This window comes from Methylococcales bacterium, assembly GCA_030949405.1.
Classification (GTDB): domain Bacteria; phylum Pseudomonadota; class Gammaproteobacteria; order Methylococcales; family Methylomonadaceae; genus WTBX01.
This window is the reverse complement of record JAUZSN010000002.1, coordinates 181,684-208,639: the sequence shown is the minus strand read 5'-3', so window position 1 is coordinate 208,639 and position 26,956 is coordinate 181,684. Positions and strand designations below refer to the sequence as shown.

Sequence of the window (26,956 nt, the reverse complement as noted above, 5' to 3'; positions counted from 1 at the left end):
ATTATAGTTTTATCAGTTTTACTCTTGATGCCTTTGACCAGTTTTGCATCAAGTTTGAAAATTATCAATGATACAGGCAGTAAAATGAGTGTGCATACGGGCAGTGGTATTGCAAATTTAAACAAGGGTGGATCAACTTCTGTTACCTGTAAACCTGGTAAAAAGATTTATACTGCAAATAAGGGGACGAAAGGAAGTTTTCTTTTTAAAGTAACGTCATCACATTGTGGTACAAGTGTAAAGCTGTCTTCTGTTATGTAATTTAGAGGGCTTGTTGATCTCATAGTCGCTCTGATTTTAGGTTGTCTTACGTTTAAATTAAAGGGCGGTTGTTTTTATTTTTAACGCTAGAAAATAAAAAATGAGTCCGCCCTAATAAACAAAAATAATGTATCTACTTTAAATCTCAGGGTAAAACAAATATCAGACCTGCAAACTTTGCGCTTTTTGAGCGATAAGATTCGCCATAGACGGCATTTTGAATTCACCACTAACTCGGTCATAAACATAATCATAAAAACTCACGGCTAGTTTTTTAGCCGTTTCAGCAAGACTCATAAAACTGTCTTTGATTTTCGTGCCTTTCTCATTTCGAGTCTGGAAGCTTATGTCTCGCGCACGCGCTTGTCTTCTTGATTCATCACTGTATTAACAGGTATTTGAGCATCAACTTTTACCCGCGCTTTATCAGCTAACTTGAACTCGTCAAGCAAGGATTGAGCTTGTTGATTGTAGATATAATGGCGTGGCGCATAATCGGTCAGCACGTCCAGAACCGATAAACGGTCTTTGTTTTTAGGGGTGAAATAAGCGGTAAACAAGTCATTGCAGACCACCTGACAATAGTGGTTGTCACCGTTGACTCGCGCACTGGTATCATCAATATGACCGTATCACTGTTGAGAATACCGCTGCGATAAAGCTCGCTTTTTTCCTGAGACTTAAGCATGGGAATTAAGCTACGAAAAAGCCTTTAGATACTAAGTCGCTAGGCAAGCCAGTTTTGTCGAGTAGGCATTTTAGCGTTTGGTCGATTTTAACTCGTGGGATCTTGGGTTTACGGCGGCGTTTTTTCTTATCCGAGTCCGTATTTTCAGTGTCGTTATTAGTTTCTTTTTGCGCGTCAACTTGTGCTTTTTTACGTTCGTCTTCGGATGAAATATCATCACCCTTATTATTTTTATTGGGTTTGATATCAGGCTTTCCCTGCTCACCTTTCAAGCGATTAACCTCGTCACGAAGTTGCTGTAATTCAGTTTCTAAAGACAATTTATCACTGGCTAAGCGTTCAATAAGATTGAATATTTTTTTGACAATATCCTGCGCTTCGCTACTTTCCATTTGAGCGATTGCTTGATAAATGACGTTAGTTTCAGCCTGTCGGTCGTGGATATTCAAAGTATGTAACTGTTCGTTCTTTTATGATATGTTGTCAAATCTATTTTAGAAATTTTATCTTTACCCTGAGATTTAAAGTAGATACAAAACTTGAGCTGTGGGTGCGATGAAAATTCTATGTACTCTGTTTAGAGGGCTTCCCCACCGTTAGGTGGGGCGGCTACTCGACTTATTGGCTATTGTTTAAACAACAACAACTTTATTTGCACAGGGACCTTTTTGTCCTTGACCAACTTCGAATTCAACGGTTTGACCGTCATTCAATGTTGCATACTCGCCATTTGCTTGAATTTCAGAATGATGAACAAACAAATCTTTGCTTCCGTCTTCAGGTGTAATAAAACCAAAACCTTTATCTGCACTAAACCACTTAACTGTGCCTTTACTCATAACGCTCTCTTTAACTTTAGTGAAAAATATAATTCTAATTTGCTATCACCATTACAAAATCAGAACTTGAATCTAATTGAGCACATAACGCTCCAGAATGTACACTAAGACTGATCTTTTTGTACAATGCTTCTGGGACAATGCAGCCCTTGATTATCAATAATATCAGAAAAATAACAATGAAGATAGTTAGGACTATTTTTATCTACTAGAGTCAGGAATAAAAGAGTCAAAATAAAAGGATAAAAAAATACTTTAAAATCATTATATTTCAATATCTTGCCTCAATATAGGTCTTTATTATTTGATGAAAATAGTAGGGCCTTTTTTATTGATTTCTATCGCCCTTTATTGCCTTTTATCGAAAAAGCGGGGGTATTTTAAATTTTTATTCCTAAAAGCACCTCACTTTAAATGGGTAGCCTCAATGTCCTACTACACAAAACAAAGGGGAATAAATTAAAAAGTGTGCGCCATTTTTATAATTATGACGTATTTTTTAACCACTGCGCGGCCTCTTTGGCATAATAACTTAAAATACCATCACAGCCTGCCCGCTTAAAGGCTAATAAGGATTCTAAAACAACCTGCTTTTCATCCAGCCACCCATTCATAGAGGCCGCTTTTAGCATCGCATATTCACCACTGACTTGATACGCGAACGTCGGGACGGAAAACTCATCTTTAACGCGACGGATAACATCTAAATAAGGCATTCCTGGTTTTATCATCACCATATCAGCCCCCTCTTGTAAATCTAAGGCAATTTCACGCAAGGCTTCATCTGAATTTGCAGGATCCATTTGATAACTTTTTTTATCACTTTTACCTAAATTACTCGCAGAACCGACCGCATCCCGAAAAGGCCCATAAAAACTAGAGGCATATTTAGCTGAATACGCCAGAATTTGCGTATGAATATAGTTTTCGCTTTCCAATGCCGTGCGTATTGCGCCAATACGTCCATCCATCATATCAGAGGGGGCAACAATATCAGCCCCAGCTTTTGCATGAGATAAGGCTTGTTTGACCAACACCTCAATGGTCTCATCATTCATGACATACCCTTGCTCATTAACCAACCCATCTTGTCCATGGGTGGTGAAGGGGTCTAAGGCAACATCGGTAATCACCCCTAGTTCGGGAAAGCGTTGTTTTAAGGCTCTAACCGCGCGTTGGGCTAAACCTTCTGGGTTATAAGCTTCTTCGGCTAAAGTGGATTTTTTATCCGTCTCTGTTACGGGAAAAAGTGCCAGTGCGGGAATTCCTAATTGAACCAGCTCTGCCGCTTCCTCTAACAATAAATCAATCGTCAATCGTTCTATATTAGGCATTGAAGCAATGGGTTGACGATTATTTTGCCCTTCAATAATAAAAAAAGGCTGAATTAAATCATCAACCGAAAGTGTGACTTCCTGCATAAGACGGCGAGAAAAATCGTGATAACGCATTCTTCTCATGCGTACAGTGGGAAAATTGATGGTATTATATTTCATCTTGTCCATAATATGAGGATGAGTTATTTTAAAAACAATCTACTCAGGACACCCCTAATTACCGATACCGTATGAGTTGCCCTTTCGTAACTTATAGGGTTTTATTGTATCAGGGTCTCGTGTATTACTGATATTTGAATAAGGATAAGGTTATCCTAAAAGGTGAAAATTTTATGAAAACAAAGCATCACTATCACTCAAAATTTATTTCTTTAGCTCTATTTGGAATACTATTAGCGTGTATTCCATTGACTAAAACTTTGGCGGTCGAGCTGGCTACCCCTCAACTAGGGATTGAAAGTGTCTCAACACAGTTAAAAGAAAAAATGGCTGTGGAAGGGTTTTCGAAGGATTTCAAACAAATTACTAATTTTGTTGAATCGGCTATTTATCCCTACATTGATTTTTACAGCATTTCAGCGTTAGTACTGGGAAAGCATTGGAAAAATGCCACGACGGATGAAAAGAAGCTTTTTGAGCAAGAGTTTAAAACACTCTTAATTAGAACGTATTCACGGGCCTTTGTGGAATTTAAAGATTGGTCTGTACGCTACCTTCCCTTAAATATGGTTGAAGGGGCTAACAAGGTCATTGTAAAAACAGAAATTCTTCAACCTGGCATACAGCCTATTGCGATTAATTATCGAATGCATTTGACTAAAGGCCAATGGAAAGCCTATGACATTATGATTGAAGGCGTTAGTTTAATTACAAACTATCGGACCAGTTTCAAAAATGAAATGACCCGTTTTGGTTCGTTAACTGAAGTTATTGATGCTTTAGCAAAACGAAATCAAACTGCCTTAGCTAAGTAATTAAGGTTCGTTTAAAGCGTTTAAAATTGAGCTGCGTAGAGGGGAATAATCTCATTCTACGCAGCATTCTTCCTCATAAAACGTTCGTTTTTTTAACTTACGTCCATTGAATCCTCTCTTAATCATTTTTCATTCCTCCAGTTAGAGTCTAATTAAACACATCCCCTTTAATAGTTTTAAAATTCGTGTCAATGTCCACTCATAAAGATTCTCTTTACGCTGCCCCCTTTACAACAATTGATAACTTCCAATTTGACGAAGCGGTCGTTAATGTCTTCCCTGACATGATACAACGCTCAGTTCCTGGTTATCAGATCATTATTTCAGCCATTGGTTTATTAGCCGCCCGTTTTGCTCAAGATAACAGCCATTGCTATGATTTGGGGTGTTCTTTAGGCGCGGCAAGTCTTGCTATGCACCAACAAATTACCGCTAAAAACTGTAATATTATTGCGATTGATAATTCACCTGCGATGGTCGATCAATTTCAATCGCATTTAAAACCCGAAACGAATATTAATATAGTCTGTGCGGATATTCGTGATGTCGAAATAAATAATGCCTCCGTCATTGTGTTAAATTTCACCTTACAATTTATTCCACTTGAAGACCGATTGGCTTTTTTACAGCGACTCTATGAAGGGTTATTACCCAACGGGGTTTTAATTTTATCTGAAAAGCTCACTTTTGATGATGAAACTCAACAACGATTACAAACCGATATGCACCATGTTTTCAAGAAATCGCAAGGGTATAGTGACTTAGAAATCAGTCAAAAACGAATGGCGTTAGAGACGGTTTTAATTCCTGAAACCTTTAATCAACATCAACAACGCTTAATGCAAGCAGGCTTTAATAGTGTGGAAGTCTGGTTTCAATATTTTAATTTTGCTTCTATGATTGCCTTAAAATGACGGATTATCAAGCGGTTTACACTCTGTTGGATGCGAGTAATAACAAAGAATGGCTGGAAATATTACCTAATCAAATAGCACAGGCTTTTGATTTTAGTACGCATGGTACCTCGGCTAAATGGCAATCTATTATTGAAACATTAGATTTACCGTCGCCGTCTCATTATGATTTCCAAGGGGATGTCGTAAAAATGGGGGAGGCCAGTGAAATAAGTGCTACGCGACAACAGCAGTTAAAAGCAGACTTAATGGCGTTTCATCCGTGGCGCAAAGGGCCTTATGATTTGTTTGGTATTCATATTGATAGTGAATGGCGATCGGATTGGAAATGGCAGCGTCTTATCCCTCATATAAGCCCACTCAAAAATCGTTTAGTCTTAGACGTAGGGTGTGGTAATGGTTACCATTGCTGGCGAATGCTGGGGGCGGGGGCAAAAAGGGTAATTGGCATTGATCCCACACTGATTAATATTATGCAGTTTCAGTTAATAAAAAAATTAAGGGGTGAGGCTCCTATTCATGTACTCCCGATTACCTTAGAAGCGATTCCTGCGGGGATAAACTTATTTGATAGCGTATTTTCAATGGGCGTACTTTATCATCGACGCTCACCGATTAACCATTTACTGGAGCTAAAAGATACGTTACGTGAAGGCGGTGAATTAATTTTAGAAACGCTTATTATTGAAGGGGCTTTAGGGGAAACCTTACTTCCTGAAGGACGTTATGCAAAAATGCGTAATGTCTGGTTTTTACCCAGCAGTGAAACCTTAGTGAGTTGGATGCAGCGTTGTGGCTTTAAAAATATTCGAGTCGTTGATAGTAATCAAACCTCGACTCAAGAACAACGGAGTACCGAGTGGATGACCTTTTATTCATTAGCGCAGTTTTTGGATGTTAACAATACAGACTTAACCTGTGAAGGATTACCCGCGCCTAGACGAATTATTGTCATTGCTAATAAATAATAAAGCGATGTTTTTAGATTACCGTAAACGATTTCCCGTGACCGCATCATAAATTTTAGATGGTTTTTTATGACCCCCTGTTTCCCCCCTTAAAATTTTCAGGTTGGGTGAGGTTGAAAAATAACCGCGTACTTGCAAGGCCGTATAAGCGGGGCGTTGATGGTGATGATTCGCACTGGTTGAAACAATCGGCCCACAAAAATGTTCACATAAAGCCTTAGATAACGGGTGTGTGGTTATTCTTACGGCAAGTGAAGGATGATTTCCTGTTAGCCAATGAGGAACCCACGATTGAGCAGGAATAACCCATGTAACCACATCGGAAGAACGCGCTTGCATTCGAGCTACTATTTTTTCGTCATAATCCAAAAAAGGGGTCAACTGCTCAAAATTAGCGGCGATTAGAATTAAACCTTGATTAACAGAACGTTGTTTTAAGGCTAATAAATGCATAACCGCCCGCTCATTCAACGGATCACAGCCTAATCCATAAACCGCCTCGGTTGGATACGCAAGGAGCTTACCTGTTTCTAATTGATAACAGGCTTGTTGTACTCTAAACGGGGATAGGTAACGCATAAATAGAAAGAGTTAATGATTTTTTAGAAAAAGAAAGAGCCATCGTTAATAGACAGCTCATCAACTTAGTTTTCAATTAACTTTAATTAACTTTAATTAATTCAACTTCAAAAATTAAAGCCGCATTTGCAGGGATATTTGCCCCCGCACCGCGTTCACCGTAAGCTAAGTCAGAGGGAATAAAGAAACGGTATTTAGCCCCTTCTTTCATTAATTGTAATCCCTCTGTCCATCCTGCAATCACACGATTTAAAGGAAAGGTTGCAGGGGATCCTCGTCCGTAAGAGCTATCAAATTCATTCCCATCCAGCGTTGTTCCTAAATAATGGACGGTGACTTGATTCGATGCCGCAGGGGATCCGCCTGTTCCTTCGGTTAAAATCTCATATTGCAAACCACTCTCTGTGGTAATAATCCCCTCTTTTTTCGCATTTTCAGCTAAAAAAGCAATGCCGGCTGTTTTGTTTTCATCGGGGGTAGACGCGTTAAGTTTATTAAGCACAATATATCCTATAATAATAAAAAATAAAATTGAAAGGGAAAATACAAGTAATTGGGTCGATTTCATAAAATGATCCCTAGAATAAAATAACCCATTATAAATGTTTTTTTAAGTAAATCTTTGTTTATGGCGCGATAACCAATACTGCGACGCTAAATCGGATGCGTGTTGTTGATTCGTTGCCTTCCCTAAAGTTTTTAAAGCAATGGCCGCCGTACTAATAATCGTTGCTTGAGCAAATTCATTTTCTTCATTACCTTGCCAAACATTAATTAATTCGACAGGATCTAAGGTATCGGCTTTCGGATGACGACGAGAAAATAAGGGGGGCCACTGTTCTTCGGTTAATACACCTTCTGTGACACTTTTTACTAAACATTCGACATCAGGATTGCGTTCAGTTTCCCCGCCTTCGCCCTTTAAGACCGCCATATTTTGTTGACCTAATAACAAGGCCGCGTGTTGATGAACATCTCGATAGCTCGGATGAAAAATCCCTTGCAAAGTATGACGGGCATTAAGCGGGTTAAGTAATCGCACTAAGGTATGGACAGGTGAGCGTAATCCCATTAATGAGCGTAATTCAATAATTTCGTATAAAGCAGGGCAAAAATGACGTAAAGGGAGGTAACTAAAATTTTGACTCAATAGCTGTTGATTGGCTTGTTCAAATGAAGTCGCTATCGGGAGGCCTAATGTCTTTAAAACATCTTCCGTATAAACGCGTCCTTCGGTATGTCCGCCTGCGCCATGCATAAAAATGGTGATATTATTTTCAGCTAAAAGCAATATAGATAAAATAAACCACGGTAAATGACGGCGTTTCCCTGCATACGAGGACCAATCTAAATCAATAGTTTGTTGCTGTTTAGGACGCGTCAAGGATTCCCGTGCGGCCTGTACAAAACCTGCGAGTTCTTCGGGGGTTTCTTCTTTAACACGCATTAACATTAAAAATGCGCCGAGTTGTTCGGGTTCAAGGTCACGATTCACGATCATTTTCATCGCTCGATAGGCTTCATCTTGTGTTAAAGGACGTGAGCCACGTTTACCTTTACCAAGGATTTTAATAAATTCTGAAAAGGGATGAGGGGGAATTGAAGTCATATTATTTTAAAGAAGAAAGTGAGATTATTTTATTTGTAAAGTGCAATAGTCCAACACTTCGGACAGTTTTAATGCGAGATAACCCCGAAGCTACAAAGCTCCTCGTATTGAGAAGAGCATTTTATTAAACTCAGGTCTACCCCAGAGTTTAATAAAATACGTTCAATCGATAACTCATTGAAAAATCTAGTCTTCCAGCTACCGATTGAAATTGGTTTTCGTTTAGGACTTAAAAGTCGGTCATGCCATTTGATCAAATTTAGCGCAGTAAAACGTGCCTTAAAATGGCTGTGTAAAGCAGGTTCAGAGCGTGCTTGGCAATCACAAAGTCCTGTAAATTGTTTAGCATCACGAAATAGAAATTCAATCTGAAACCGTGCCTTGTAATAATTATAAAGTGTCATTGCATCTATCTCTGTATCTGTTGAGAACAACAAGGCATAACGTGTACCTTGTGACGTTGTTTTAACTAAATAAGCGATGCGAATATTACATTTCAATGAGACAGAATTAACGATTGCTGTATAAACCTTAACACCACCCTGTTTACCTGCTAATTCTAATTTTCTCGTCTCACCCACAATCCACTTACCGTCATAACATTTGTGGCGACCTTTTTCTTTTTGCACACCTTCGTAGAGTAAACGTAAATTAGCATCACAACGTAATTTTCCAATTTGATGGTAACCTTTAGCAATCACGCCATGGGTAAACTTTTGTTTAGAATCCCAAAACTTAGCTAAACCGTAAGTTTTTTCACCACTTTTGTTAACAAAGCTACACTCTAAAGCCGCTATTTTTTGTCCCGACGTTGAAAGAATTTCATTATTACCTACCTGATTAAATTTAAGAAAATCTAACTTTTTATTAAACCATCGACGATAGGTTTTTTCTGATAACTCATTGTAACGGCTGAGATTTGTATAGTTAGCCTTACCTCTAAAGTTTATCAAATTACTTAATAGGCTAGATAAAATTTTTTTGTGGTTTAGAACCACTAGACATTTTTTCTAAAATCGTTTCTATTAGTTGCATGGAAATCTTCTTTTCAGGAAATTGTTGCTTTAGAAACTACATTTTCCTATGAATTGAAGATTTCCTCTACTTTTAAAACTGTCCGAAGTATTGATATAACCAAGCTCTGGTCTATCAATTAAATCATCTAATTGATGGTAGATAACCGATGGTAAATTATCTGTCATGCTTTACCAACCATTCTGTTATAAATTTTATTTATTTTCTGCATTACCTCATCATAATCAAGCGAACTATCCCCAATATTTTTATCTGGGTGAAACATTCTTTGAAATTTTATTTTCCATTCCTTCGCAGCATTTTTATCTACGTAATGTTTCTTTTTAATACCTAACTCTTCATCAAAAATATTTCCTTGATGTTTTAATATTAGGAAAGCAAACTTATCTTTCTCTGATTTAAAAAATTCCTCATCAGACTGATATTTTAGTATTTTTTGAAATGCCTTAACTACTTTCAAAAGATTATCTTTTGTTTCTATGTTTAATAAACCTTTAAGGCCAGTATCATTGATAACTTCATCTTTTAAACTATCGTATTTATTTTTTAAATCACTTTCAGGTATGGAAAGCCAGAGATACTTATTCATTACGATTTTCCTTAATTAGTGAAATTGTTGAATGTTATTTTGAAACTTAACACCCGCATCAGCGGCAGTTAAAAGCAGAGTGTAGCGAAGCGAAACGCCGCTTTTAACTAATGGAATGGTTCGTCCCACTTTTACAACCGCCCTAAAAGGGATGATAATAACCGTTATTCATTTTCAGCACAAGTGTGAGGTCATAGTCATGAGCAAAGTTAATTCAAACAAAAATATCGCCGTCTTAGGGATTGATTTGGCGAAGAATAGTTTTCAGCTACATGGCGTGGATGAAGACGATAACGTGTGTCTGAAAAAGAAACTCACACGCAACAAGCTGAGTGCCTTTATCGCTAATCTGCCGCCGTGTTTAATTGGCATTGAAGCCTGCGGCGGCGCGAATTATTGGAAGCGCATTTTCTCTCAATTTGGGCATACGGTCAAAATTATGGCTCCACAATTTGTGAAGCCGTATGTGAAATCAAACAAAAGCGATGCCTTGGATGCGGAAGGAATTTGCGAAGCTGTGCAACGGAAGTCGATGCGCTTTGTCCCCAGTAAAAGTGTTGAGCAGCAGGATATTCAATGTATGCATCGCATTCGTAGCCAGTTGATTGGGCGACGCACTGCGCAAGCGAATCAAATTCGCGGCTTGCTGATGGAATATGGCATCATCATTGCGCAAGGCATTCACTCGGTCAGTAAGATTATTCCTGAGTTGCTAGAGGATGCAGAAAACCAACTTTCACCGATATTTCGAGAATTATTGCAAGAGCTTTACGATGAAATGAAGCACCTCAATGAGCGGATTGATTCGATCGAAATCAAGTTAAAACAGGTCTGCGCTCAGAATGAAAACTGCCAACGATTACTCACTATTCCCGGTGTCGGACTGTTAACTGCCACGGCTTTAATCGCTGCGATTGGCGACATCAATGTGTTTAAAAATGGACGCGAACTCGCGGCATGGCTAGGGCTGGTGCCGAGGCAACATTCCACAGGCGGCAAGCCGACATTATTAGGGATTAGCAAACGCGGCGACACTTATCTGCGCACCTTGCTGATTCACGGTGGACGCTCGATGTTACGGGTAGCGCATAAATACGAAGACAAGCGTAATAAATGGATTGTCAGTTTAAAGGAACGACGCGGCGAAAATATTTCCACAGTTGCCATCGCCAACAAAAACGCGCGTATCGCATGGGCGGTATTGAGCAAGCAAGAAGATTACTGCATCAAGAGTACTTAGGATTTTAGTTAGGAAAAATCGAATCCACTTTTTAAAGACGAGCAACAGAACAAACGATCAGTTTACAACGAATTGCGTAGATAAAGTTTAAGTGATGGCATAAAAGGTAACACCTGCATTTCCAGCAACCTGTAGCGGACGGAGACCTTCGAGGTCGTTTAGCTGATGAGGAGAAAATGCGCGGATTCCATCAGGGCTAGAGGGCTTTCAGCGCCTCATTTAAAAGCCGGATATATGGCTGCACTATTTTTTTATGTCACGAAAAAACTTTACTTGCAATACGGGACGAACCATATATGTCCGCTGGATTTTTTTGTTATGTGTTTTAATTTCATATTCACCTGCAGGCTCAAACAAACTCATTTGTTCAGGGTTAGGCTGATAATTTAACTCGAATGACTTGTTAAATAATTGATTATTAACTTCTTTTGCTATTTCAATAACCATAGGTACAACAATTGAATTACCGACCCTGTTATACTGTTTCGATGTAGTTCCAATTTTTTTGAAATCATCTGGAAACCCCATTAAGCGATAGCATTCAAGTAAAGTTAATTTTCTAACTTTGCCATTATGATATATAAAATATCGCCCTGTAGGCTCTTGTGAAGAGAGTGTTGGGTGAGTTCCTTCAGAAGAATAAATTCTATTCGGCTGTTTATGGACCCTTGATAAATGCTCCGTGTTTTCCCTAACACCATTTTTCCTTATTTTTTTGTTTCTATAGCCAGAAAATATAAGACCAGACAATTGTTTTTTAGGCGTTTTTATTAATGTATATTCAGATTCATCAAGGTATTCAAAGTCATCTCGACTTGATTCTAAAATATCAGAAATTTTAGGTGATGGTGATGTTTTTAATTTAGAAAAATCAAATTCAATACCATTTTTAGCTCCCACAATAATAGTTCTTTCCCTATTTTGAGGGACACCAAAATCTTTAGCGTTCAAAAGCTCCCAATTAGTTGAGTAGCCCATATCTTTTAATATTTTTAAAACTGTTTTTAAAGTTCTACCCTTATCATGATTTTTAAAATGCTTCACATTTTCTAAAACAACTACTTTAGGGCTATGGTATTTAATAACCCTAGAAATATCAAAAAATAATGTTCCCCGTGTGTCATTAAACCCCTTTTTATCACCTGCAATACTAAATGGCTGACAAGGAAAACCAGCCAATAAAATATCAAATTTAGGAATTTCAGACTCTTTTATTTGTGTAATATCTCCAAATGGTTTTTCACCAAAATTTTTACAATACATATCTTGAGCATGAGTATCCATTTCCGAAGAAAACACACATTCAAAGCCTTGTTTTTCAAAGCCTTGCCTAAAGCCACCTATACCTGAAAATAAATCTATAAATTTATAAGGCATGTTCTAACCTCAACATTAATTCATTCCATTTTTCTTTATGGCAAGCTTTCAATTCAGAGTCATCCTGAATTAAAGAGGAGTATAACGTAATAAATAGATTTAAATCAGATACCAATCTTAAGTAGTATTTTAAAGTAGGTAAAACCCCATTAATTACGATTTGGCATCCATGTTTTTCTTTTACTCGCTCTATAACTTCATTAATTTGGTTAATTTCACTTTTTTTAGCTGGGAAATATGACAATATGTAATATCTTTGAGGGTTATATCTTATTATTTTCTCTTCTGCAATTCGCAATATATTTGCATCAATTTCTTTATCTAGTTTTATTTCAATGGACTCGAATAAAACTGAATTCTTAAACAACTCTATATCGCCTGAGCTTTTTGATGTTCTGTCTGATGCGGTATGACTACCTAGGTCTTTTAATTCGCAGTCACTGTATCTTGAAACTTCATTTATAATTATTTGATAAATGGCATAAAATGCAATTACTGGCAATTTAGAACCTCCAAAGTCTTCATAATGATATGAAAACTGTGTATCAAGAGATTCAATTATTTTTAAGATAGTTAATCTTTCAGGATTTTTCAGAGGGGTAATAATTATTTTATTTTTTTCTTGAGCTTTAATAACCTGTCGTAATAGCTCTACCATTATATATCTAGGGTTTATATTATTATTTTCTATATCATTTATTATTTCTAAAAAAGCTTTTTTTACTACCTTATTACTTACTTTTCCATTGTAATTTAATAGACTTGTTCTTTAAGAAGAAGTTAATATATCATGTTAAAATTCCATAGGATAGCCGCTAAAAAAGAAAATAAATCTTTTACACCTTCTTTTTTATTTCTAAACTTGTCAACTAGGCATCTATATCTTTTCATTCCACCGATTACATGCTCAACAATGACTCTTTCACGACTCATCTCTTTGTTTTCTTTTTTTTGATTTTCTGTTAATGTTGGGTTTGGATTATGCTTAGATTTATTTGGTTTTTTATGAGGAATATTTACCGAATTAGTTTTATATTCATTATTAAACCCCAAATAACCTAAATCAATAAATATATTAAAATTACTAAACCAATTTAATTCTGGATTAAATTCTTTTTAAACATTCCATAATCATGATTTTTACACGGAAAACTAACCCCAATATATAAAATTAAATGACCTAAAGAAGCTATAGTGGTATTTTTAATTGTATGCTGTTTTTTTACCACTGTAAAATTCATTTTGTTCTTCATAGTCACTAGGGCGTTGTACAGCACGCTCTGTAGCATCTATTATCAATGTTTGAACTCCGCCAAAAGCCTGCTGCATTTCTTCAGGGGTTGAAAAACTTGTTGCAGGTAAAACATTAAATATATCTAACGTCTTTATTAAAATTGGAAATAATTTGTATACATGAGTATGGGCGCATGATTTATTCATATTAAAAGAAAACCCTAAGTGATCGAAAGTAGAATAGCACTTCATATAATTTAATATAAATAATAATTTGTCTGCGGGTTTTTTTAATGTGCTATCTAAACCACTACCGTATTTTCTTTCTTTATTTTCATGTTTTTCTTTTTGATCTTCAATAAGGGTCTTTTCAAATAGAGATAATAGTAAAATAAAATGTTCTGTTTTTAATCCTGTTAAAGCTCTTAACTGTCTATCATCATAAATTCTTGGTAAAATTTCTTTTATTTTCATGTTATACTTTGATTTTTATTTTTTATAGAAATTTATTATAAAGCTTATTTATTATTTTTAATAATTTAATTTAAAGTTTATTTATTAGGCTGTATCAACTGATTGTGAATGTTATCAAGTATATATAAGCAATTGATTTTAATATATTTTATTTAGAAGAACAAGTCTAATGTATATGGGTATGGTTGTTCTAAAGAACGTGTAAGCCACCCACTTTCAGCCATTGATGGTAGTTTTAATTCTTTTAATGTTGGTGTTATAAATTGTGTATCAATTGTCCTACCAGAAAAACCATTTTTGATTTGAGTTTGATGGTTTCGTATATCTTGCTCTGGATGTAATATTTTATAGATAGATAAAGTTATTAATACCGTATAAACACCTTTTTGAGTGAAGCATTTTTCAGAAATCTTTCTAATATTAGCTTGAGTGCTATCACTTAAACTTGAAAGATACGACTTTCCTATATTTGCTTCATTATAGAGTTCGATTAACTGCTCTTTATAATTCATAAATTCCCATTCGCATATCTATTTTTACCTATAATTCCGTGCATAACTGTCCATTTTAAGCTAACGAAGTTCAAAAAGTAATCACTATTTTAACTAAGAGATAGAAGGTTTAGGGAGAAGGTTATCGTTGGTTACTTCTTTAACACATAACGTTTGAATTAACTTGACGGTTTTACACAGAGCAGAGCGATAGCGGCGCGGCGTGTAAAACCGGTCAACGTTAAATGACTTGTTATATTTTTACTTTGCACTCTATCTATGACTTAGAGTACAAGCTGGATTTCGTTCAAGATGCTCAAAATGTGCACCTGTAGAACCACCGTCATTGTGAGCACGCACTGGTTGATTGCATTCAATGCAGAAATAATCTTCTCTATCTGCACCCCTGTTATCTGCTTGATCTCTTAATGTTAGTGCTTCACGTATATCTATTGTGTTTCCATTCATGATGCATGTAGTCATGGTGGGCATTTTTATCTCCTTATTTTGCTTTTAAAACATAACGCCATGCTCAGCGACAGGCTAAAGTGGCGGTTTTTTGTGTAAAATGGAGCTTGCGACTTACACAAAAAAACGACGCTTTAGACTGTCCGCTGGATTTTATTGTTAGCCTTTTATTTATTCGTAAGCAACCAAAGGCGAGTTTTCAATGGTAACGTAAGCGCCCAAATATTTTTTAATAACCATCCAATTAATTCTTCATGCTTAATAGGTATCACTTTTTCCACACTTTTCCCACTATAAGCCTCTTTATTAGTTGAAAAAAGATAAATAAAAGAGTTATTGGTTACATGTTTTTTATAATCACTAGGACATAATTTATTCGGTTTTTTTCCTGATTTTACTTGTACATAACAAACTTCATTTTTACTATTAAGCATTGAAAATTCAAAAACGGGCTTACTTCTAAAACAAGTTGACTTTGTTAAAAACCATTTTTGAGACTGTAAGTAAAATGACACAATATCCTCCATATCATCGGGAGACATCATGGAAAATAGCTCATAAATATCAATTTTTTCTATGTTTTTCTGTAACTCTTTATCATTTATGTTAGGCTTCCACTCTTTATTTTTAGATAGTTCTTTTTCTAACAATAAAGAGTACTTTTTCTCTTTTTCAGAAATTTTAATTCTCTGAATCATTCTTTGAGCAATTGTTCCTCTTTGAATTGCCCCAGACACAAATAACTCGGGGACTTCAATCCACTTTACTTTCCTCACATGACCTAAATCATACTTTAAAAAATCATCTGATATTTCTTTTCCATATTTACTTTCTTCACCAGCAATACACAAGTAATATTTTCCATTTTTATGTACCCACAGGTGGTCATTCTCTTTAACGGATTTAAGCAGGTGCTTTATTTGATACGGAACTTTCCCATACCTGATTTTAACAAGATTTTTTGCATTTTCAGCATCTGAAGGCGTTTCTTTCTCATACGCCCCTGACCAACCTAACCCTATGTATGAATTATCTTTACAAAAATCAAAAGCATTAAACCCTTTTTCACTTGCTGGTTTAATCGTGAATTTCCATGTGTTCATTTTCATACCTATGACTTTTTTTCTTTAGGCTAACGCCAAAATAAGCGGCGGATAAAAGGGGCATGGCTTTTGCGTCTTTTTGCAAAAGACAGTGTGCCTAGCATGGGCTAAAACTTGCTACCTGTAAAGAGGTAGTCGGGGAATGTAACGACAACCGTAGCGAAACGCAAGGGGGAAACCGTGAGGTCAGCCTGAAAGCAGCGCGTAGCAAATGCACGACCGTAGGAACACGAACAAGCAGTGAGGCAGGGTGTGGGCGATAAGTGTGCTGTTAAACACAAAATCCAACTGTTACCGAAAGACACATCAAGTAAAGCTTGGCGGCGCGGGCGGAAAGTTTTAGCAATTACCTAGGGAGGTCTTTGATATGAGAATATCGAAGAAGTCAGCAGATGCCATAGTAGTGTCGAAGCCGCTGTAATGGCGGTGGAGCGAAGGGCTGAAGAATCTAGTTCATTAATCCAAACGAGGCGAATCGGAAGCGAGCAGTACTTTGAAACAGGCAGGCGTTGTTGCGTGCAATAAACTACCTAACTGGTGGGAAATTCAGTATCAAAGTGGATTCTTTGAGAAATAAATTCCATGGGGTGCAAGCGAAGATAATCGGTGAAAAAGGAGAAAGAAAATGACGAACAAGTGTTTGATGGCGAGAATGTTCAATTGGTTAAGTTTTGGCATCGCTTTTGAGGCGGTTAAACGCAATAAAGGCGCGGCAGGAATTGACAGGAAGAGCATTCTTGAGACTGTGCAGCATTGGGAGCAATATGGAACGCAAATCGAAGAAAAGTTAATCGAGGGAACGTATGTTCCAAGTCCTGTTTTGGGCGTGATGATTCCAAAACCAAATGGGGGCGAACGGCTGTTGGGGATTCCTACGGTGCAAGACCGTGTGATTCAGCAAGCGATACAGCAAGAATTAACCACGATTTTTGATAGCGGTTTTAGTGACTCAAGTTACGGTTATCGACCGTTTCGGAGTACGCATGATGCGGTGAAACAAGCGCAAGCCTTTGTCAAACAAGGTAAAACTTGGGTGATCGATATAGACATTAGCAAATTTTTCGATGAAGTAAATCACGATATTTTACTGCATCAAATGAGTCAGAAAGTTGATGAGCCAGAAGTTTTGGCTATTATTAGAAAATACCTGAAAACAGGCATCATGCTGAATGGCAATGTAGAGCGACGAAGCAAGGGCGTGCCGCAAGGCAGTCCGCTTAGTCCTCTGTTAGCGAATATTTATTTAGACCCACTGGACAAAGAACTGGAAACGCGCGGGTTGAGTTTTTGCCGTTATGCGGACGATGTGAGTATTTATGTCGGTAGCGAAAGAAGCGCGAAACGCGTCTTGGAAAGTCTCACTCAATGGATAGAAAAGCACCTAAAACTCAGTGTCAATCAAGATAAAAGTGGAACAGGACGACCTTGGAACGGACAATATTTAGGCTTTCGGATTAACGAAAACGCCGAAATAGAAATCTCACCTAAGAGTATCGAAAGATACAAAGGAAAAGTGCGCCAACTTTGGGATGCACAGCAAAGTCGAACCAGTAAACAACTGGTGAAGCAATGGAGACAATACAGCATTGGCTGGTGGAATTATTTTAAACTGGCTGAAAATCTTTGGAATATCAAAAGGTTGCAAGGCTGGACACGCCGCCACATGCGAAAATGTTTCTGGTTACGCTGGCATAAAAAGAAAGGCAGACTGAATGCTTTACGCCGCCTAGGTGCAACGCCTAGAGTGCAGAAAATCGCGGGCAGTTCACGCGGTGCATGGCGGATAGCAAAAAGTCATGCTTTGCACAGAGTATTAAGCAATTCCACTTTAAGACGTTATGGGTTATTTGCGCCCTCGGATCTTGCAGTAACTTAGGTTGCTGGATTCAACCGCCGTATGCGGAAAACCGCATGTACGGTGGTGTGGGAGAGGTAACGGGCGCAATCCCGTTACCCCGACCCGATTGACGCTTTTAGCTAATGGAATGGTTCGTCCCACTTTTACAACCGCCCTAAAAGGGATGATAATAACCGTTATTCATTTTCAGCACAAGTGTGAGGTCATAGTCATGAGCAAAGTTAATTCAAACAAAAATATCGCCGTCTTAGGGATTGATTTGGCGAAGAATAGTTTTCAGCTACATGGCGTGGATGAAGACGATAACGTGTGTCTGAAAAAGAAACTCACACGCAACAAGCTGAGTGCCTTTATCGCTAATCTGCCGCCGTGTTTAATTGGCATTGAAGCCTGCGGCGGCGCGAATTATTGGAAGCGCATTTTCTCTCAATTTGGGCATACGGTCAAAATTATGGCTCCACAATTTGTGAAGCCGTATGTGAAATCAAACAAAAGCGATGCCTTGGATGCGGAAGGAATTTGCGAAGCTGTGCAACGGAAGTCGATGCGCTTTGTCCCCAGTAAAAGTGTTGAGCAGCAGGATATTCAATGTATGCATCGCATTCGTAGCCAGTTGATTGGGCGACGCACTGCGCAAGCGAATCAAATTCGCGGCTTGCTGATGGAATATGGCATCATCATTGCGCAAGGCATTCACTCGGTCAGTAAGATTATTCCTGAGTTGCTAGAGGATGCAGAAAACCAACTTTCACCGATATTTCGAGAATTATTGCAAGAGCTTTACGATGAAATGAAGCACCTCAATGAGCGGATTGATTCGATCGAAATCAAGTTAAAACAGGTCTGCGCTCAGAATGAAAACTGCCAACGATTACTCACTATTCCCGGTGTCGGACTGTTAACTGCCACGGCTTTAATCGCTGCGATTGGCGACATCAATGTGTTTAAAAATGGACGCGAACTTGCGGCATGGCTAGGGCTGGTGCCGAGGCAACATTCCACAGGCGGCAAGCCGACATTGTTAGGGATTAGCAAACGCGGCGACACTTATCTGCGCACCTTGCTGATTCACGGTGGACGCTCGATGTTACGGGTAGCGCATAAATACGAAGACAAGCGTAATAAATGGATTGTCAGTTTAAAGGAACGGCGCGGCGAAAATATTTTCACAGTTGCCATCGCCAACAAAAACGCGCGTATCGCATGGGCGGTATTGAGCAAGCAAGAAGATTACTGCATCAAGAGTACTTAGGATTTTAGTTAGGAAAAATCGAATCCACTTTTTAAAGACGAGCAACAGAACAAACGATCAGTTTACAACGAATTGCGTAGATAAAGTTTAAGTGATGGCATAAAAGGTAACACCTGCATTTCCAGCAACCTGTAGCGGACGGAGACCTTCGAGGTCGTTTAGCTGATGAGGAGAAAATGCGCGGATTCCATCAGGGCTAGAGGGCTTTCAGCGCCTCATTTAAAAGCCGGATATATGGCTGCACTATTTTTTTATGTCACGAAAAAACTTTACTTGCAATACGGGACGAACCATATATGTCCGCTTGATTTTTTTGTTAAGTGTTGTTTACATTAAACTATTTGCAATTTCTAAGATTGCAAATAATTCAAAACCCGCAAACCAAGAAGTGTAGATTTTCTCTTGATTTGCGGTGTAGAAAAATTAACTTGGTTTTGGTGGGTTATTTCCTCTACCGCCACCAGAAGGATTACCAGTTTTACTTGGAGCATTTACAGGTGCTGTACCAGCATTTAAGTTTTTCATAACATTAGACTTGTTCTTCTAAATAAAATATATTAAAATCAATTGCTTATATATACTTGATAACATTCACAATCAGTTGATACAGCCTAATAAATAAACTTTAAATTAAATTATTAAAAATAATAAATAAGCTTTATAATAAATTTCTATAAAAAATAAAAATCAAAGTATAACATGAAAATAAAAGAAATTTTACCAAGAATTTATGATGATAGACAGTTAAGAGCTTTAACAGGATTAAAAACAGAACATTTTATTTTACTATTATCTCTATTTGAAAAGACCCTTATTGAAGATCAAAAAGAAAAACATGAAAATAAAGAAAGAAAATACGGTAGTGGTTTAGATAGCACATTAAAAAAACCCGCAGACAAATTATTATTTATATTAAATTATATGAAGTGCTATTCTACTTTCGATCACTTAGGGTTTTCTTTTAATATGAATAAATCATGCGCCCATACTCATGTATACAAATTATTTCCAATTTTAATAAAGACGTTAGATATATTTAATGTTTTACCTGCAACAAGTTTTTCAACCCCTGAAGAAATGCAGCAGGCTTTTGGCGGAGTTCAAACATTGATAATAGATGCTACAGAGCGTGCTGTACAACGCCCTAGTGACTATGAAGAACAAAATGAATTTTACAGTGGTAAAAAAACAGCATACAATTAAAAATACCACTATAGCTTCTTTAGGTCATTTAATTTTATATATTGGGGTTAGTTTTCCGGTAAAAATCATGATTATGGAATGTTTAAAAAGAATTTAATCCAGAATTAAATTGGTTTAGTAATTTTAATATATTTATTGATTTAGGTTATTTGGGGTTTAATAATGAATATAAAACTAATTCGGTAAATATTCCTCATAAAAAACCAAATAAATCTAAGCATAATCCAAACCCAACATTAACAGAAAATCAAAAAAAAGAAAACAAAGAGATGAGTCGTGAAAGAGTCATTGTTGAGCATGTAATCGGTGGAATGAAAAGATATAGATGCCTAGTTGACAAGTTTAGAAATAAAAAAGAAGGTGTAAAAGATTTATTTTCTTTTTTAGCGGCTATCCTATGGAATTTTAACATGATATATTAACTTCTTCTTAAAGAACAAGTCTATTAATTCTCCGCATCCAATTAAATAAAAAAATTGTTAGGTGGGATGCACAAAACACTTAATGCGTCTGTGAGCGGCGAAAGAGTTTGCGAGTTTCGTCCGTTCGACAGACTTGTTATCAGGTCGCCGCTTAGGTGCTTGATGGCAAGTTTGGCGTACGGTATCCGCTCACAGACGCATTATCAGGTCGTTGTCTCGCTCGACCTGATAATGCGTCTGTGAGCGGCGAAAGAGTTTGCGAGTTTCGTCCGTTCGACAGACTTGTTATCAGGTCGCCGCTTAGGTGCTTGATGGCAAGTTTGGCGTACGGTATCCGCTCACAGACGCATTATCAGGTCGTTGTCTCGCTCGACCTGATAACAATTTATTAGTAGGCACTTTCGCCCGAATAACCCGACATAGCCAGAAATTCAGGTAATTTTGCCCATTTTTAAATTTTTCAGGTAGATTCACCCACATATTCTGCTATTAGCTGGATATTCAGACGAATATATTTTACTTAAAGAATCATTCTAAACTCTAATTTAAAAATGTCAATAAAAAAATGAAAGGGCTTCCCCTCTATAAGGTGGAACGACTACTAGACTTAGATTAAATGTTGGAGTTAGTCCCTCATTGCCGTACTAGAACTTCCGAATAAACATAGCACGCTATTAAATGTACTTGGGTTTATGACTAAAAATAAAATAGGAGGGGTTACCTTTGAATTCACACTTTTAAAAACTCTGAAAAATGTAAAACCTCTAATACCACAGGCTCAGGTAAACCGTAAGCATTACGGATAATTTTTTCTGCTGTGTTCATACTAAATCCACACCATTAATCAGCCTTATTAAAACAACCCAGAAAAAGCTTGAACATTAACATAATCACCTTTATTAACTGTAGCTTGCTCATGCTCAAGCAAAATAAAAGCATTCGCCAAACTCATCGAATATAAAATTCCCGATCCTTGCCTCCCTGCTGTTTTAACCGTCCATTCCCCCGTTGAATCTTGCTCTAAAATACCCCGTTGTACTTCTGTGCGCCCAGCCCGTTTACGTATCGTTTCTAAGGCCCTTACTTTAAAAATTGGCACAATCGGTTTATCCGTCATCCCTATCATTTTTTCTATCGCAGGAATAACAAATTGATAAAATGTCACCATCACCGCAACAGGATTACCCGGTAACCCAAAAAAAGCCGTTTGATTAATATGTCCAAAAGCCAGCGGCCTACCAGGTTTAATCGCAATCTTCCAAAAATCAACCGTCCCTGTGGCTTGTAACGCCGATTTAGTATAATCCGCATCCCCCACCGAAACCCCGCCTGTCGAGATAATTAAATCAACACGTTTAGCAACCTCTTGAAACGTCGCTAATAACACATAAGGATCATCGGCAATAATACCTAAATCAATAACCTCTATGTCAGGTCGCGTTAAAGCCGCTAATAAACTGTAACGGTTACTATCGTAAAGTCCACTTGACGAACGTTGCTCCCCTAATGCAAAGACCTCGTCCCCACTTGAGGCAATAGCAATCCGTAATTTACGTTTTACGCTCACCTCAGCGAGACCTAATGAGGCCAATAAACCTATATCAGGCGGCGTTAATCGCTTTCCTACCTTTAAAACACACGCTCCTTGTGTTAAATCTTCCCCAGCTAGTCGAACATTTTGACCCAAGTGATGATTCGCGTCTATCTGTATAAAATCACCCTTAGCATCAACGTGTTCTTGCATAATAACCGTATTCATTTTTGAGGGTAAGACGGCCCCAGTCATTATGCGTAAACAGTCACCTGCTTGTATTTCCCCTTGATAAGGCTTTCCTGCAAACGCCTGTCCAACTACTTTTAATTGCAGAGTCCCTTGTTTGGGAATATCGTCATCCAGCACCGCATAACCGTCAACCGCTGAATTCTTATGTGACGGAACATCAAAGGTCGCATAGATGTTTTCAGCTAAACAACACTGAACCGCTTGTTCAATTGGACGTTGTTGCGAATCGTTCAAGGTGTGAACCGACTTCAAAATTGTCTTTAACGCCTGCTCAACAGAAAGTAATCCTGTTTCATAAATATCATCACAACTTATTTGTTTTTTAATCATCGTCGAGTACTCGGAGCATTAATGGGAACACCTTGCCCCATAAAGGTTAAAAAATAGTCTAAATTACGCAATTCAATGGATTGAGCTTCGGGAGCTGTTGCCCGAATTTGCTGATGACACTCAATAAAACGTCGGTGTAATGTTCCCATTTCACCCCATTTTAAACGATATGTCGGCCAACCACTGGTGTGACCTAAAGCAGGGCTTAAGACTTCCGATCGAATATGTTGACCCGCATAAGTAACATGACATAACGCACAGGAAAAATTTAATTGCCCCCGACGTTGATAATAATAGGCTTTACCTTGTTCGTAAGCGGCCAATGCTTTAGGCTTATCAGGAATAGTAATGTTAATTTTTTTTCCCCGCGAAGTATAGGCCATGTAAGCTAATAACTGTGTTATCTCCCCTTTTTGATAGGCTAATTTAGGTAATTGATAGTGAACGCGACAATCATTAATCGCTTTTGCTAAGGTAATTACTTCACCCTGTTTCTCACTCCATAAAGGATAAAGATGCGCAATCCCTAAGCCTTTGTTTTTAAAGCAATCCGCATAGTATACCCCCTCTTTTAACGGCGTTTCAAAAAGCAACTTACCCGCTTCTATTGCAAATTCATAAGGGGGAAATAGTTCAATTTCTAGCCATGATTGTCGAGAAATCGAATCAATCGCATAAAGCCCATCCGCATAATCTTCTAAGATTAATTGGGGGAAACGCTGCTGATAATGGGTTCTAAACGCCTGTAAATCATCTAAAGGGGCCGCATTCAGCGCGAATACAGGGAGTAATAAACATAAATAAATTAATCGAATTATCATTCAGACATCGCTAATAAAGTGTAATCAAATTGAGTTTCTGTTTCTAAAGGGACAACCCCCTTTGCTTTAAGTTGATAAACAGTCTGCTGTGGATTATAAATACAAATCGCACCATAATGTTGAGCATTGATGTCTAATAACCAATAATCCCAATGACTCGAAACCTCTTTTAATTTTTCATCAAAGCTCAGTTTCAATCTCTTTTTATCAAGATTAATACTAAATGAAAATTGCTCTAAAGGCTGCGATAAGCCCATGCCTTTTGCTTTAATATACGACTCTTTTAACGTCCAATATTGAAAAAAACGCTGCCGTTGGCTTGATATTGGCCCCTTTAATAATTCATCCACTTCATGCGGTGAAAAAAATCGTTGGGCAATGTCAACAGGATGGCTTCTATGCTGTTGGGTTTCAACATCTACCCCTATATTAGGTTGCCGACTTAGTGCGCAAACGATCAACGTTTCCGTATTAGAAAGATTAAAAAATAAATCACGAGCGGGCGTTATGCTCGGTTTACCGTATTGATTGGTTGAAAATTGCCAGTTTTCAGGCGGGTCGTCTAAATAGCGTGATAAGGTAGTGCGTACTAATGCCCGTGTCATTAAATATTGATGTTGATGTTGTTGAAAACGAAACCGTTGCCAGCGTTGCTGTTCATCGGAGCTTAAAAGCTGTCGATAGCGTGACAGTAAGTGCAGATCACTGACTTTATGCGGAAAAGTAAACCAAAGGTGAATTTCATTAAAGGGCAAAGTAAGCATTATATTTTTATAACGTAATTTATAATTTTGAGACGGCTGTCACTTAAAATTATACCTGACCGTCAAAAATGCTCAATTCATTCCCTATTAATCAATCCACCTTAGTGGTAGTATTATTTTTTTATTCGCTAAATTTAAAAAGGGTACGCTATGAAATTATTAATTTTACCGTTGCTTATTGCCAGTATTGGTATTGCAGAAGCACGCGTTTATAAATGCCCAGGAAAAGTTGAGGGACGCTATACTTATCAAGAAAAACCCTGTTCTAAAGCCGAGGGGGCCGCTGAAAAAAATAAAGTAGACATTGTCCCCGTCAATAAGAAACGAGTTAAGGCTGCGGTTGAAAAATTAAACCACGATTTAAAAGATCACAAAAAAAAGAAGGATGACGCGGCAAAGGCGAGTGATAAAAGTCATACCGAAATTAACGTAACCATGCCGACTAAAAAGGTTGAGGATAAATCAGAAAATAATCAGTCTGAAGAGGATTCGGGCGAATCTGAAAATTCAGGTGGTTAATTCATAATTAGTGCTAATAAGGACAACAGATGATAGAAATAGGTCGCTTTAATCAGCTCACGACTATTGAACATAATAACGAGCTGTATCTTGACGGCGAAGAATTAGGAAATATTGTACTCCCCGTAAATGAACGCCCTAAAGACTGGGCGGTAGGCAATCCGTTAACTGTTTTTATCTACAACGGTAAAAAAGGCCAACTAACCGCAACGCTACATACCCCAAAAGCACAAGTGGATGAGGTTGCGTGGTTAAAAGTAATTGAAATAGGCGAGGCGGGTGCCTTTTTAGACTGGGGGTTATCAAAAGACTTATTAGTACCGTTTAATGAACAACGTCATTCACTTGAATTAGGTAAATCTTATTTAGTTAAAGTTTTTGTCGATGATAAAAATCGTATTGCAGCGACCGCTCGCTTTGAGCATTTCATTATTGATGAATCCTTTTATTTTAAAGAAGGCCAACAAGTTGATATTATTGTTGTCGATAAAACGGATTTAGGTTTTAAGGTGATTGTTGAAAACAGTCATTGGGGCGTTATTTATGAAAATGAAGTCTTTCAACCGCTTCGTCGAGGTAAAAAACTAACCGCTTACATTAAAAAAATTCGGGACGATAAACGACTTGATATAAGCTTACAACCGCTTGTCCCAGTTCATACTCAAACAGGTGATTTAAGTGATCGCATTTTAGCTCAGTTAACCGCTCAAAATGGTTATTTAGCGTTAGGCGATAAAAGTCCCCCTGAAGATATTTATCGGACGTTTGCGGTCAGTAAAAAAGCCTTTAAACAAGCCATTGGCGCCTTATATAAAAAACAGTTGATTACCACGGATAAGCAATCCATATCTCTACGTTAAAGAGAGAGCCGTCTGGGTCACGGCTCTTTATTTTTTATGAACGATATTTCGCTTCATAATTGGCTTTTCGAGCTAAATAATTTTTCGTAAATTGCTCAATACTTTCTTGATTATAATCCCGCATTCCACTGATTAAAATTCGTTTGGATCCACGGCCTACCTTCTGATGACTCTCTGAGTTAATTTGAAAATGAAACCGCGCATCGCCGCGTTTTCCTTCAATACTTAAGGTATTTTCAATCGCCTGTAATTCAGGGGTTTTAAACGCCATTGTTTCAAGTTCAAATGACATACTTTCATAAATAACTAAAGGCCGTGTGGTATTAATCATCACCTGCTGTTCAGCCATTAAAGGGACAAGAATATGCGGGAAATTAGGCCCTGAAAAAGCCACATAATCCCGAATAAAACTCTCTAGTAAGTCCGCATCATTAGCCACGTCACCCTGACGGTGAACCTGCATATACGTTTTGCCATTGTCATCCGTAATATCAAAACTATCCGCATCCGTCTCAGGAAAATTCAGAGAAATATTATGGCCGACCATTCCTGAAAAAGTAAAACGCATGGATTGACTCAAGCCATATTTAGCAATAACCAGTGATACGAGTAAATCACCGGGAACACAAAAGCGTTTAGCATCTTCATCATGCAAGGGATTAAAGTCTCTTGCAATATCCTTGGCAAAATGACTCGCTTGCTCGGCACTAATTAAAATTTGTTTCTCGTGTATGCAGTGAAATTGGTCTAAAAACATTTGAAAGTAATCATTCAAGTTAGCTAAAAAACTGAATTGTATCACTACTTTTTATTTTATAGAGATTAAAACTTAAATTTGTACCCTATCTTTAAATTTAGCTTAAATTCGAGGTATTTAACACACTAAATATAGGCCATATAACACACTATTTTTCCTCCCTGTCTTTATTCCTAAAAAAGACCTTATATTCAATACGTTACCTTTT

31 protein-coding genes are annotated in these 26,956 nt (G+C 37.6%); 11 read left to right on the top strand and 20 right to left on the bottom strand.

The window, feature by feature from the left end; translation table 11 throughout:
- Positions 1–27 precede the first annotated feature (27 nt).
- Positions 28–261 (top strand): hypothetical protein, encoded by a 234-nt coding sequence (locus Q9M50_01160; GenBank protein ID MDQ7089246.1) that lies wholly within the window; start codon positions 28–30, stop codon positions 259–261.
- A gap of 162 nt (positions 262–423) precedes the next feature.
- Here Q9M50_01160 and Q9M50_01155 read toward each other — a convergent pair whose 3' ends face one another.
- From Q9M50_01155 to hemB, 5 genes are all read right to left on the bottom strand, one after another.
- A complete protein-coding gene (locus tag Q9M50_01155; protein MDQ7089245.1) occupies positions 424–558 on the bottom strand; it encodes a hypothetical protein in 135 nt (44 codons plus the stop codon).
- Positions 559–605: 47 nt separating this feature from the next.
- Positions 606–836, bottom strand: a complete 231-nt coding sequence (locus Q9M50_01150; GenBank protein MDQ7089244.1) for a hypothetical protein — start codon at positions 834–836, stop codon at positions 606–608.
- Between the two features lie 118 nt (positions 837–954).
- Positions 955–1,398 carry a hypothetical protein gene (locus Q9M50_01145; GenBank protein MDQ7089243.1) on the bottom strand — a complete coding sequence of 148 codons (444 nt, stop codon included), beginning with the start codon at positions 1,396–1,398 and terminating at the stop codon, positions 955–957.
- Positions 1,399–1,581: 183 nt separating this feature from the next.
- Positions 1,582–1,788, bottom strand: coding sequence for a cold-shock protein (locus tag Q9M50_01140; GenBank protein ID MDQ7089242.1), 207 nt, complete (start codon positions 1,786–1,788; stop codon positions 1,582–1,584).
- A 485-nt stretch (positions 1,789–2,273) separates the two neighbouring features.
- The gene (gene hemB, locus Q9M50_01135; GenBank protein MDQ7089241.1) at positions 2,274–3,293 is read right to left on the bottom strand and encodes a porphobilinogen synthase; all 1,020 of its coding nucleotides are present in this window, start codon (positions 3,291–3,293) and stop codon (positions 2,274–2,276) included.
- Positions 3,294–3,457: 164 nt separating this feature from the next.
- On the opposite strand from hemB, the gene Q9M50_01130 reads away from it, so the two are divergent.
- From Q9M50_01130 to cmoB, 3 genes are all read left to right on the top strand, one after another.
- Positions 3,458–4,099 carry an ABC transporter substrate-binding protein gene (locus Q9M50_01130; GenBank protein MDQ7089240.1) on the top strand — a complete coding sequence of 214 codons (642 nt, stop codon included), beginning with the start codon at positions 3,458–3,460 and terminating at the stop codon, positions 4,097–4,099.
- Positions 4,100–4,290: 191 nt separating this feature from the next.
- Complete coding sequence (cmoA, locus tag Q9M50_01125) at positions 4,291–5,013, top strand: carboxy-S-adenosyl-L-methionine synthase CmoA (protein ID MDQ7089239.1); 723 nt, start codon at positions 4,291–4,293, stop codon at positions 5,011–5,013.
- Entirely contained in the window at positions 5,010–5,981 is a 972-nt protein-coding gene (cmoB, locus tag Q9M50_01120) for a tRNA 5-methoxyuridine(34)/uridine 5-oxyacetic acid(34) synthase CmoB (protein ID MDQ7089238.1), read from the top strand. Before cmoA ends, cmoB begins: the two co-directional genes overlap by 4 nt.
- Before the next feature lie 18 nt (positions 5,982–5,999).
- Here the strand turns inward: cmoB and Q9M50_01115 are convergent, their stop codons facing one another.
- From Q9M50_01115 to Q9M50_01095, 5 genes are all read right to left on the bottom strand, one after another.
- Positions 6,000–6,560 carry a Sua5/YciO/YrdC/YwlC family protein gene (locus tag Q9M50_01115; GenBank protein MDQ7089237.1) on the bottom strand — a complete coding sequence of 187 codons (561 nt, stop codon included), beginning with the start codon at positions 6,558–6,560 and terminating at the stop codon, positions 6,000–6,002.
- A gap of 82 nt (positions 6,561–6,642) precedes the next feature.
- On the bottom strand, positions 6,643–7,128 hold the full coding sequence (locus Q9M50_01110; protein ID MDQ7089236.1) for an FKBP-type peptidyl-prolyl cis-trans isomerase: 486 nt from the start codon (positions 7,126–7,128) through the stop codon (positions 6,643–6,645).
- A 42-nt stretch (positions 7,129–7,170) separates the two neighbouring features.
- Positions 7,171–8,169 (bottom strand): glycosyl transferase family protein, encoded by a 999-nt coding sequence (locus tag Q9M50_01105; protein ID MDQ7089235.1) that lies wholly within the window; start codon positions 8,167–8,169, stop codon positions 7,171–7,173.
- A 68-nt stretch (positions 8,170–8,237) separates the two neighbouring features.
- The gene (locus Q9M50_01100; protein ID MDQ7089234.1) at positions 8,238–9,122 is read right to left on the bottom strand and encodes a transposase; all 885 of its coding nucleotides are present in this window, start codon (positions 9,120–9,122) and stop codon (positions 8,238–8,240) included.
- A 245-nt stretch (positions 9,123–9,367) separates the two neighbouring features.
- A complete protein-coding gene (locus tag Q9M50_01095; GenBank protein ID MDQ7089233.1) occupies positions 9,368–9,793 on the bottom strand; it encodes a hypothetical protein in 426 nt (141 codons plus the stop codon).
- 199 nt (positions 9,794–9,992) lie between these two features.
- On the opposite strand from Q9M50_01095, the gene Q9M50_01090 reads away from it, so the two are divergent.
- On the top strand, positions 9,993–11,033 hold the full coding sequence (locus tag Q9M50_01090; protein MDQ7089232.1) for an IS110 family transposase: 1,041 nt from the start codon (positions 9,993–9,995) through the stop codon (positions 11,031–11,033).
- Positions 11,034–11,276: 243 nt separating this feature from the next.
- Here Q9M50_01090 and Q9M50_01085 read toward each other — a convergent pair whose 3' ends face one another.
- The 6 genes from Q9M50_01085 to Q9M50_01060 all read right to left on the bottom strand — a co-directional run bounded on the left by Q9M50_01085 (position 11,277) and on the right by Q9M50_01060 (position 16,179).
- The gene (locus Q9M50_01085; GenBank protein MDQ7089231.1) at positions 11,277–12,410 is read right to left on the bottom strand and encodes a DNA cytosine methyltransferase; all 1,134 of its coding nucleotides are present in this window, start codon (positions 12,408–12,410) and stop codon (positions 11,277–11,279) included.
- Positions 12,400–13,068 (bottom strand): hypothetical protein, encoded by a 669-nt coding sequence (locus Q9M50_01080; GenBank protein ID MDQ7089230.1) that lies wholly within the window; start codon positions 13,066–13,068, stop codon positions 12,400–12,402. Before Q9M50_01080 ends, Q9M50_01085 begins: the two co-directional genes overlap by 11 nt.
- Before the next feature lie 122 nt (positions 13,069–13,190).
- Positions 13,191–13,463 (bottom strand): transposase family protein, encoded by a 273-nt coding sequence (locus Q9M50_01075; GenBank protein MDQ7089229.1) that lies wholly within the window; start codon positions 13,461–13,463, stop codon positions 13,191–13,193.
- A gap of 150 nt (positions 13,464–13,613) precedes the next feature.
- Positions 13,614–14,117: a transposase family protein gene (locus Q9M50_01070; protein MDQ7089228.1), complete on the bottom strand. Its 504-nt coding sequence runs from the start codon at positions 14,115–14,117 to the stop codon at positions 13,614–13,616.
- Positions 14,118–14,269: 152 nt separating this feature from the next.
- Positions 14,270–14,629 (bottom strand): hypothetical protein, encoded by a 360-nt coding sequence (locus Q9M50_01065; GenBank protein ID MDQ7089227.1) that lies wholly within the window; start codon positions 14,627–14,629, stop codon positions 14,270–14,272.
- A 614-nt stretch (positions 14,630–15,243) separates the two neighbouring features.
- A complete protein-coding gene (locus tag Q9M50_01060; protein MDQ7089226.1) occupies positions 15,244–16,179 on the bottom strand; it encodes a hypothetical protein in 936 nt (311 codons plus the stop codon).
- A gap of 625 nt (positions 16,180–16,804) precedes the next feature.
- Here Q9M50_01060 and ltrA point away from each other — a divergent pair.
- From ltrA to Q9M50_01040, 4 genes are all read left to right on the top strand, one after another.
- Complete coding sequence (gene ltrA / locus Q9M50_01055) at positions 16,805–18,055, top strand: group II intron reverse transcriptase/maturase (protein MDQ7089225.1); 1,251 nt, start codon at positions 16,805–16,807, stop codon at positions 18,053–18,055.
- 193 nt (positions 18,056–18,248) lie between these two features.
- Entirely contained in the window at positions 18,249–19,289 is a 1,041-nt protein-coding gene (locus Q9M50_01050) for an IS110 family transposase (GenBank protein ID MDQ7089224.1), read from the top strand.
- A 699-nt stretch (positions 19,290–19,988) separates the two neighbouring features.
- Entirely contained in the window at positions 19,989–20,492 is a 504-nt protein-coding gene (locus Q9M50_01045; GenBank protein ID MDQ7089223.1) for a transposase family protein, read from the top strand.
- Positions 20,493–20,641: 149 nt separating this feature from the next.
- A complete protein-coding gene (locus tag Q9M50_01040; GenBank protein MDQ7089222.1) occupies positions 20,642–20,914 on the top strand; it encodes a transposase family protein in 273 nt (90 codons plus the stop codon).
- An 853-nt stretch (positions 20,915–21,767) separates the two neighbouring features.
- Here Q9M50_01040 and Q9M50_01035 read toward each other — a convergent pair.
- The 3 genes from Q9M50_01035 to Q9M50_01025 are packed head-to-tail and all read right to left on the bottom strand — an operon-like array spanning position 21,768 to position 24,612.
- Positions 21,768–23,027, bottom strand: a complete 1,260-nt coding sequence (locus Q9M50_01035; protein ID MDQ7089221.1) for a molybdopterin molybdotransferase MoeA — start codon at positions 23,025–23,027, stop codon at positions 21,768–21,770.
- Positions 23,024–23,848 (bottom strand): sulfur oxidation c-type cytochrome SoxA, encoded by an 825-nt coding sequence (gene soxA / locus Q9M50_01030; protein ID MDQ7089220.1) that lies wholly within the window; start codon positions 23,846–23,848, stop codon positions 23,024–23,026. Before soxA ends, Q9M50_01035 begins: the two co-directional genes overlap by 4 nt.
- Positions 23,845–24,612 carry a 4'-phosphopantetheinyl transferase superfamily protein gene (locus tag Q9M50_01025; protein MDQ7089219.1) on the bottom strand — a complete coding sequence of 256 codons (768 nt, stop codon included), beginning with the start codon at positions 24,610–24,612 and terminating at the stop codon, positions 23,845–23,847. Before Q9M50_01025 ends, soxA begins: the two co-directional genes overlap by 4 nt.
- Positions 24,613–24,762: 150 nt before the next feature.
- Between Q9M50_01025 and Q9M50_01020 the strand changes: the two genes are divergently transcribed.
- Together Q9M50_01020 and Q9M50_01015 are read left to right on the top strand one after the other, a co-directional pair.
- On the top strand, positions 24,763–25,131 hold the full coding sequence (locus Q9M50_01020; GenBank protein MDQ7089218.1) for a hypothetical protein: 369 nt from the start codon (positions 24,763–24,765) through the stop codon (positions 25,129–25,131).
- Between the two features lie 29 nt (positions 25,132–25,160).
- Complete coding sequence (locus Q9M50_01015) at positions 25,161–25,991, top strand: S1-like domain-containing RNA-binding protein (protein MDQ7089217.1); 831 nt, start codon at positions 25,161–25,163, stop codon at positions 25,989–25,991.
- Positions 25,992–26,025: 34 nt separating this feature from the next.
- On the opposite strand, the gene Q9M50_01010 is transcribed toward Q9M50_01015, so the two are convergent.
- Entirely contained in the window at positions 26,026–26,766 is a 741-nt protein-coding gene (locus Q9M50_01010; GenBank protein MDQ7089216.1) for a DUF3581 family protein, read from the bottom strand.
- Positions 26,767–26,956 lie beyond the last annotated feature (190 nt).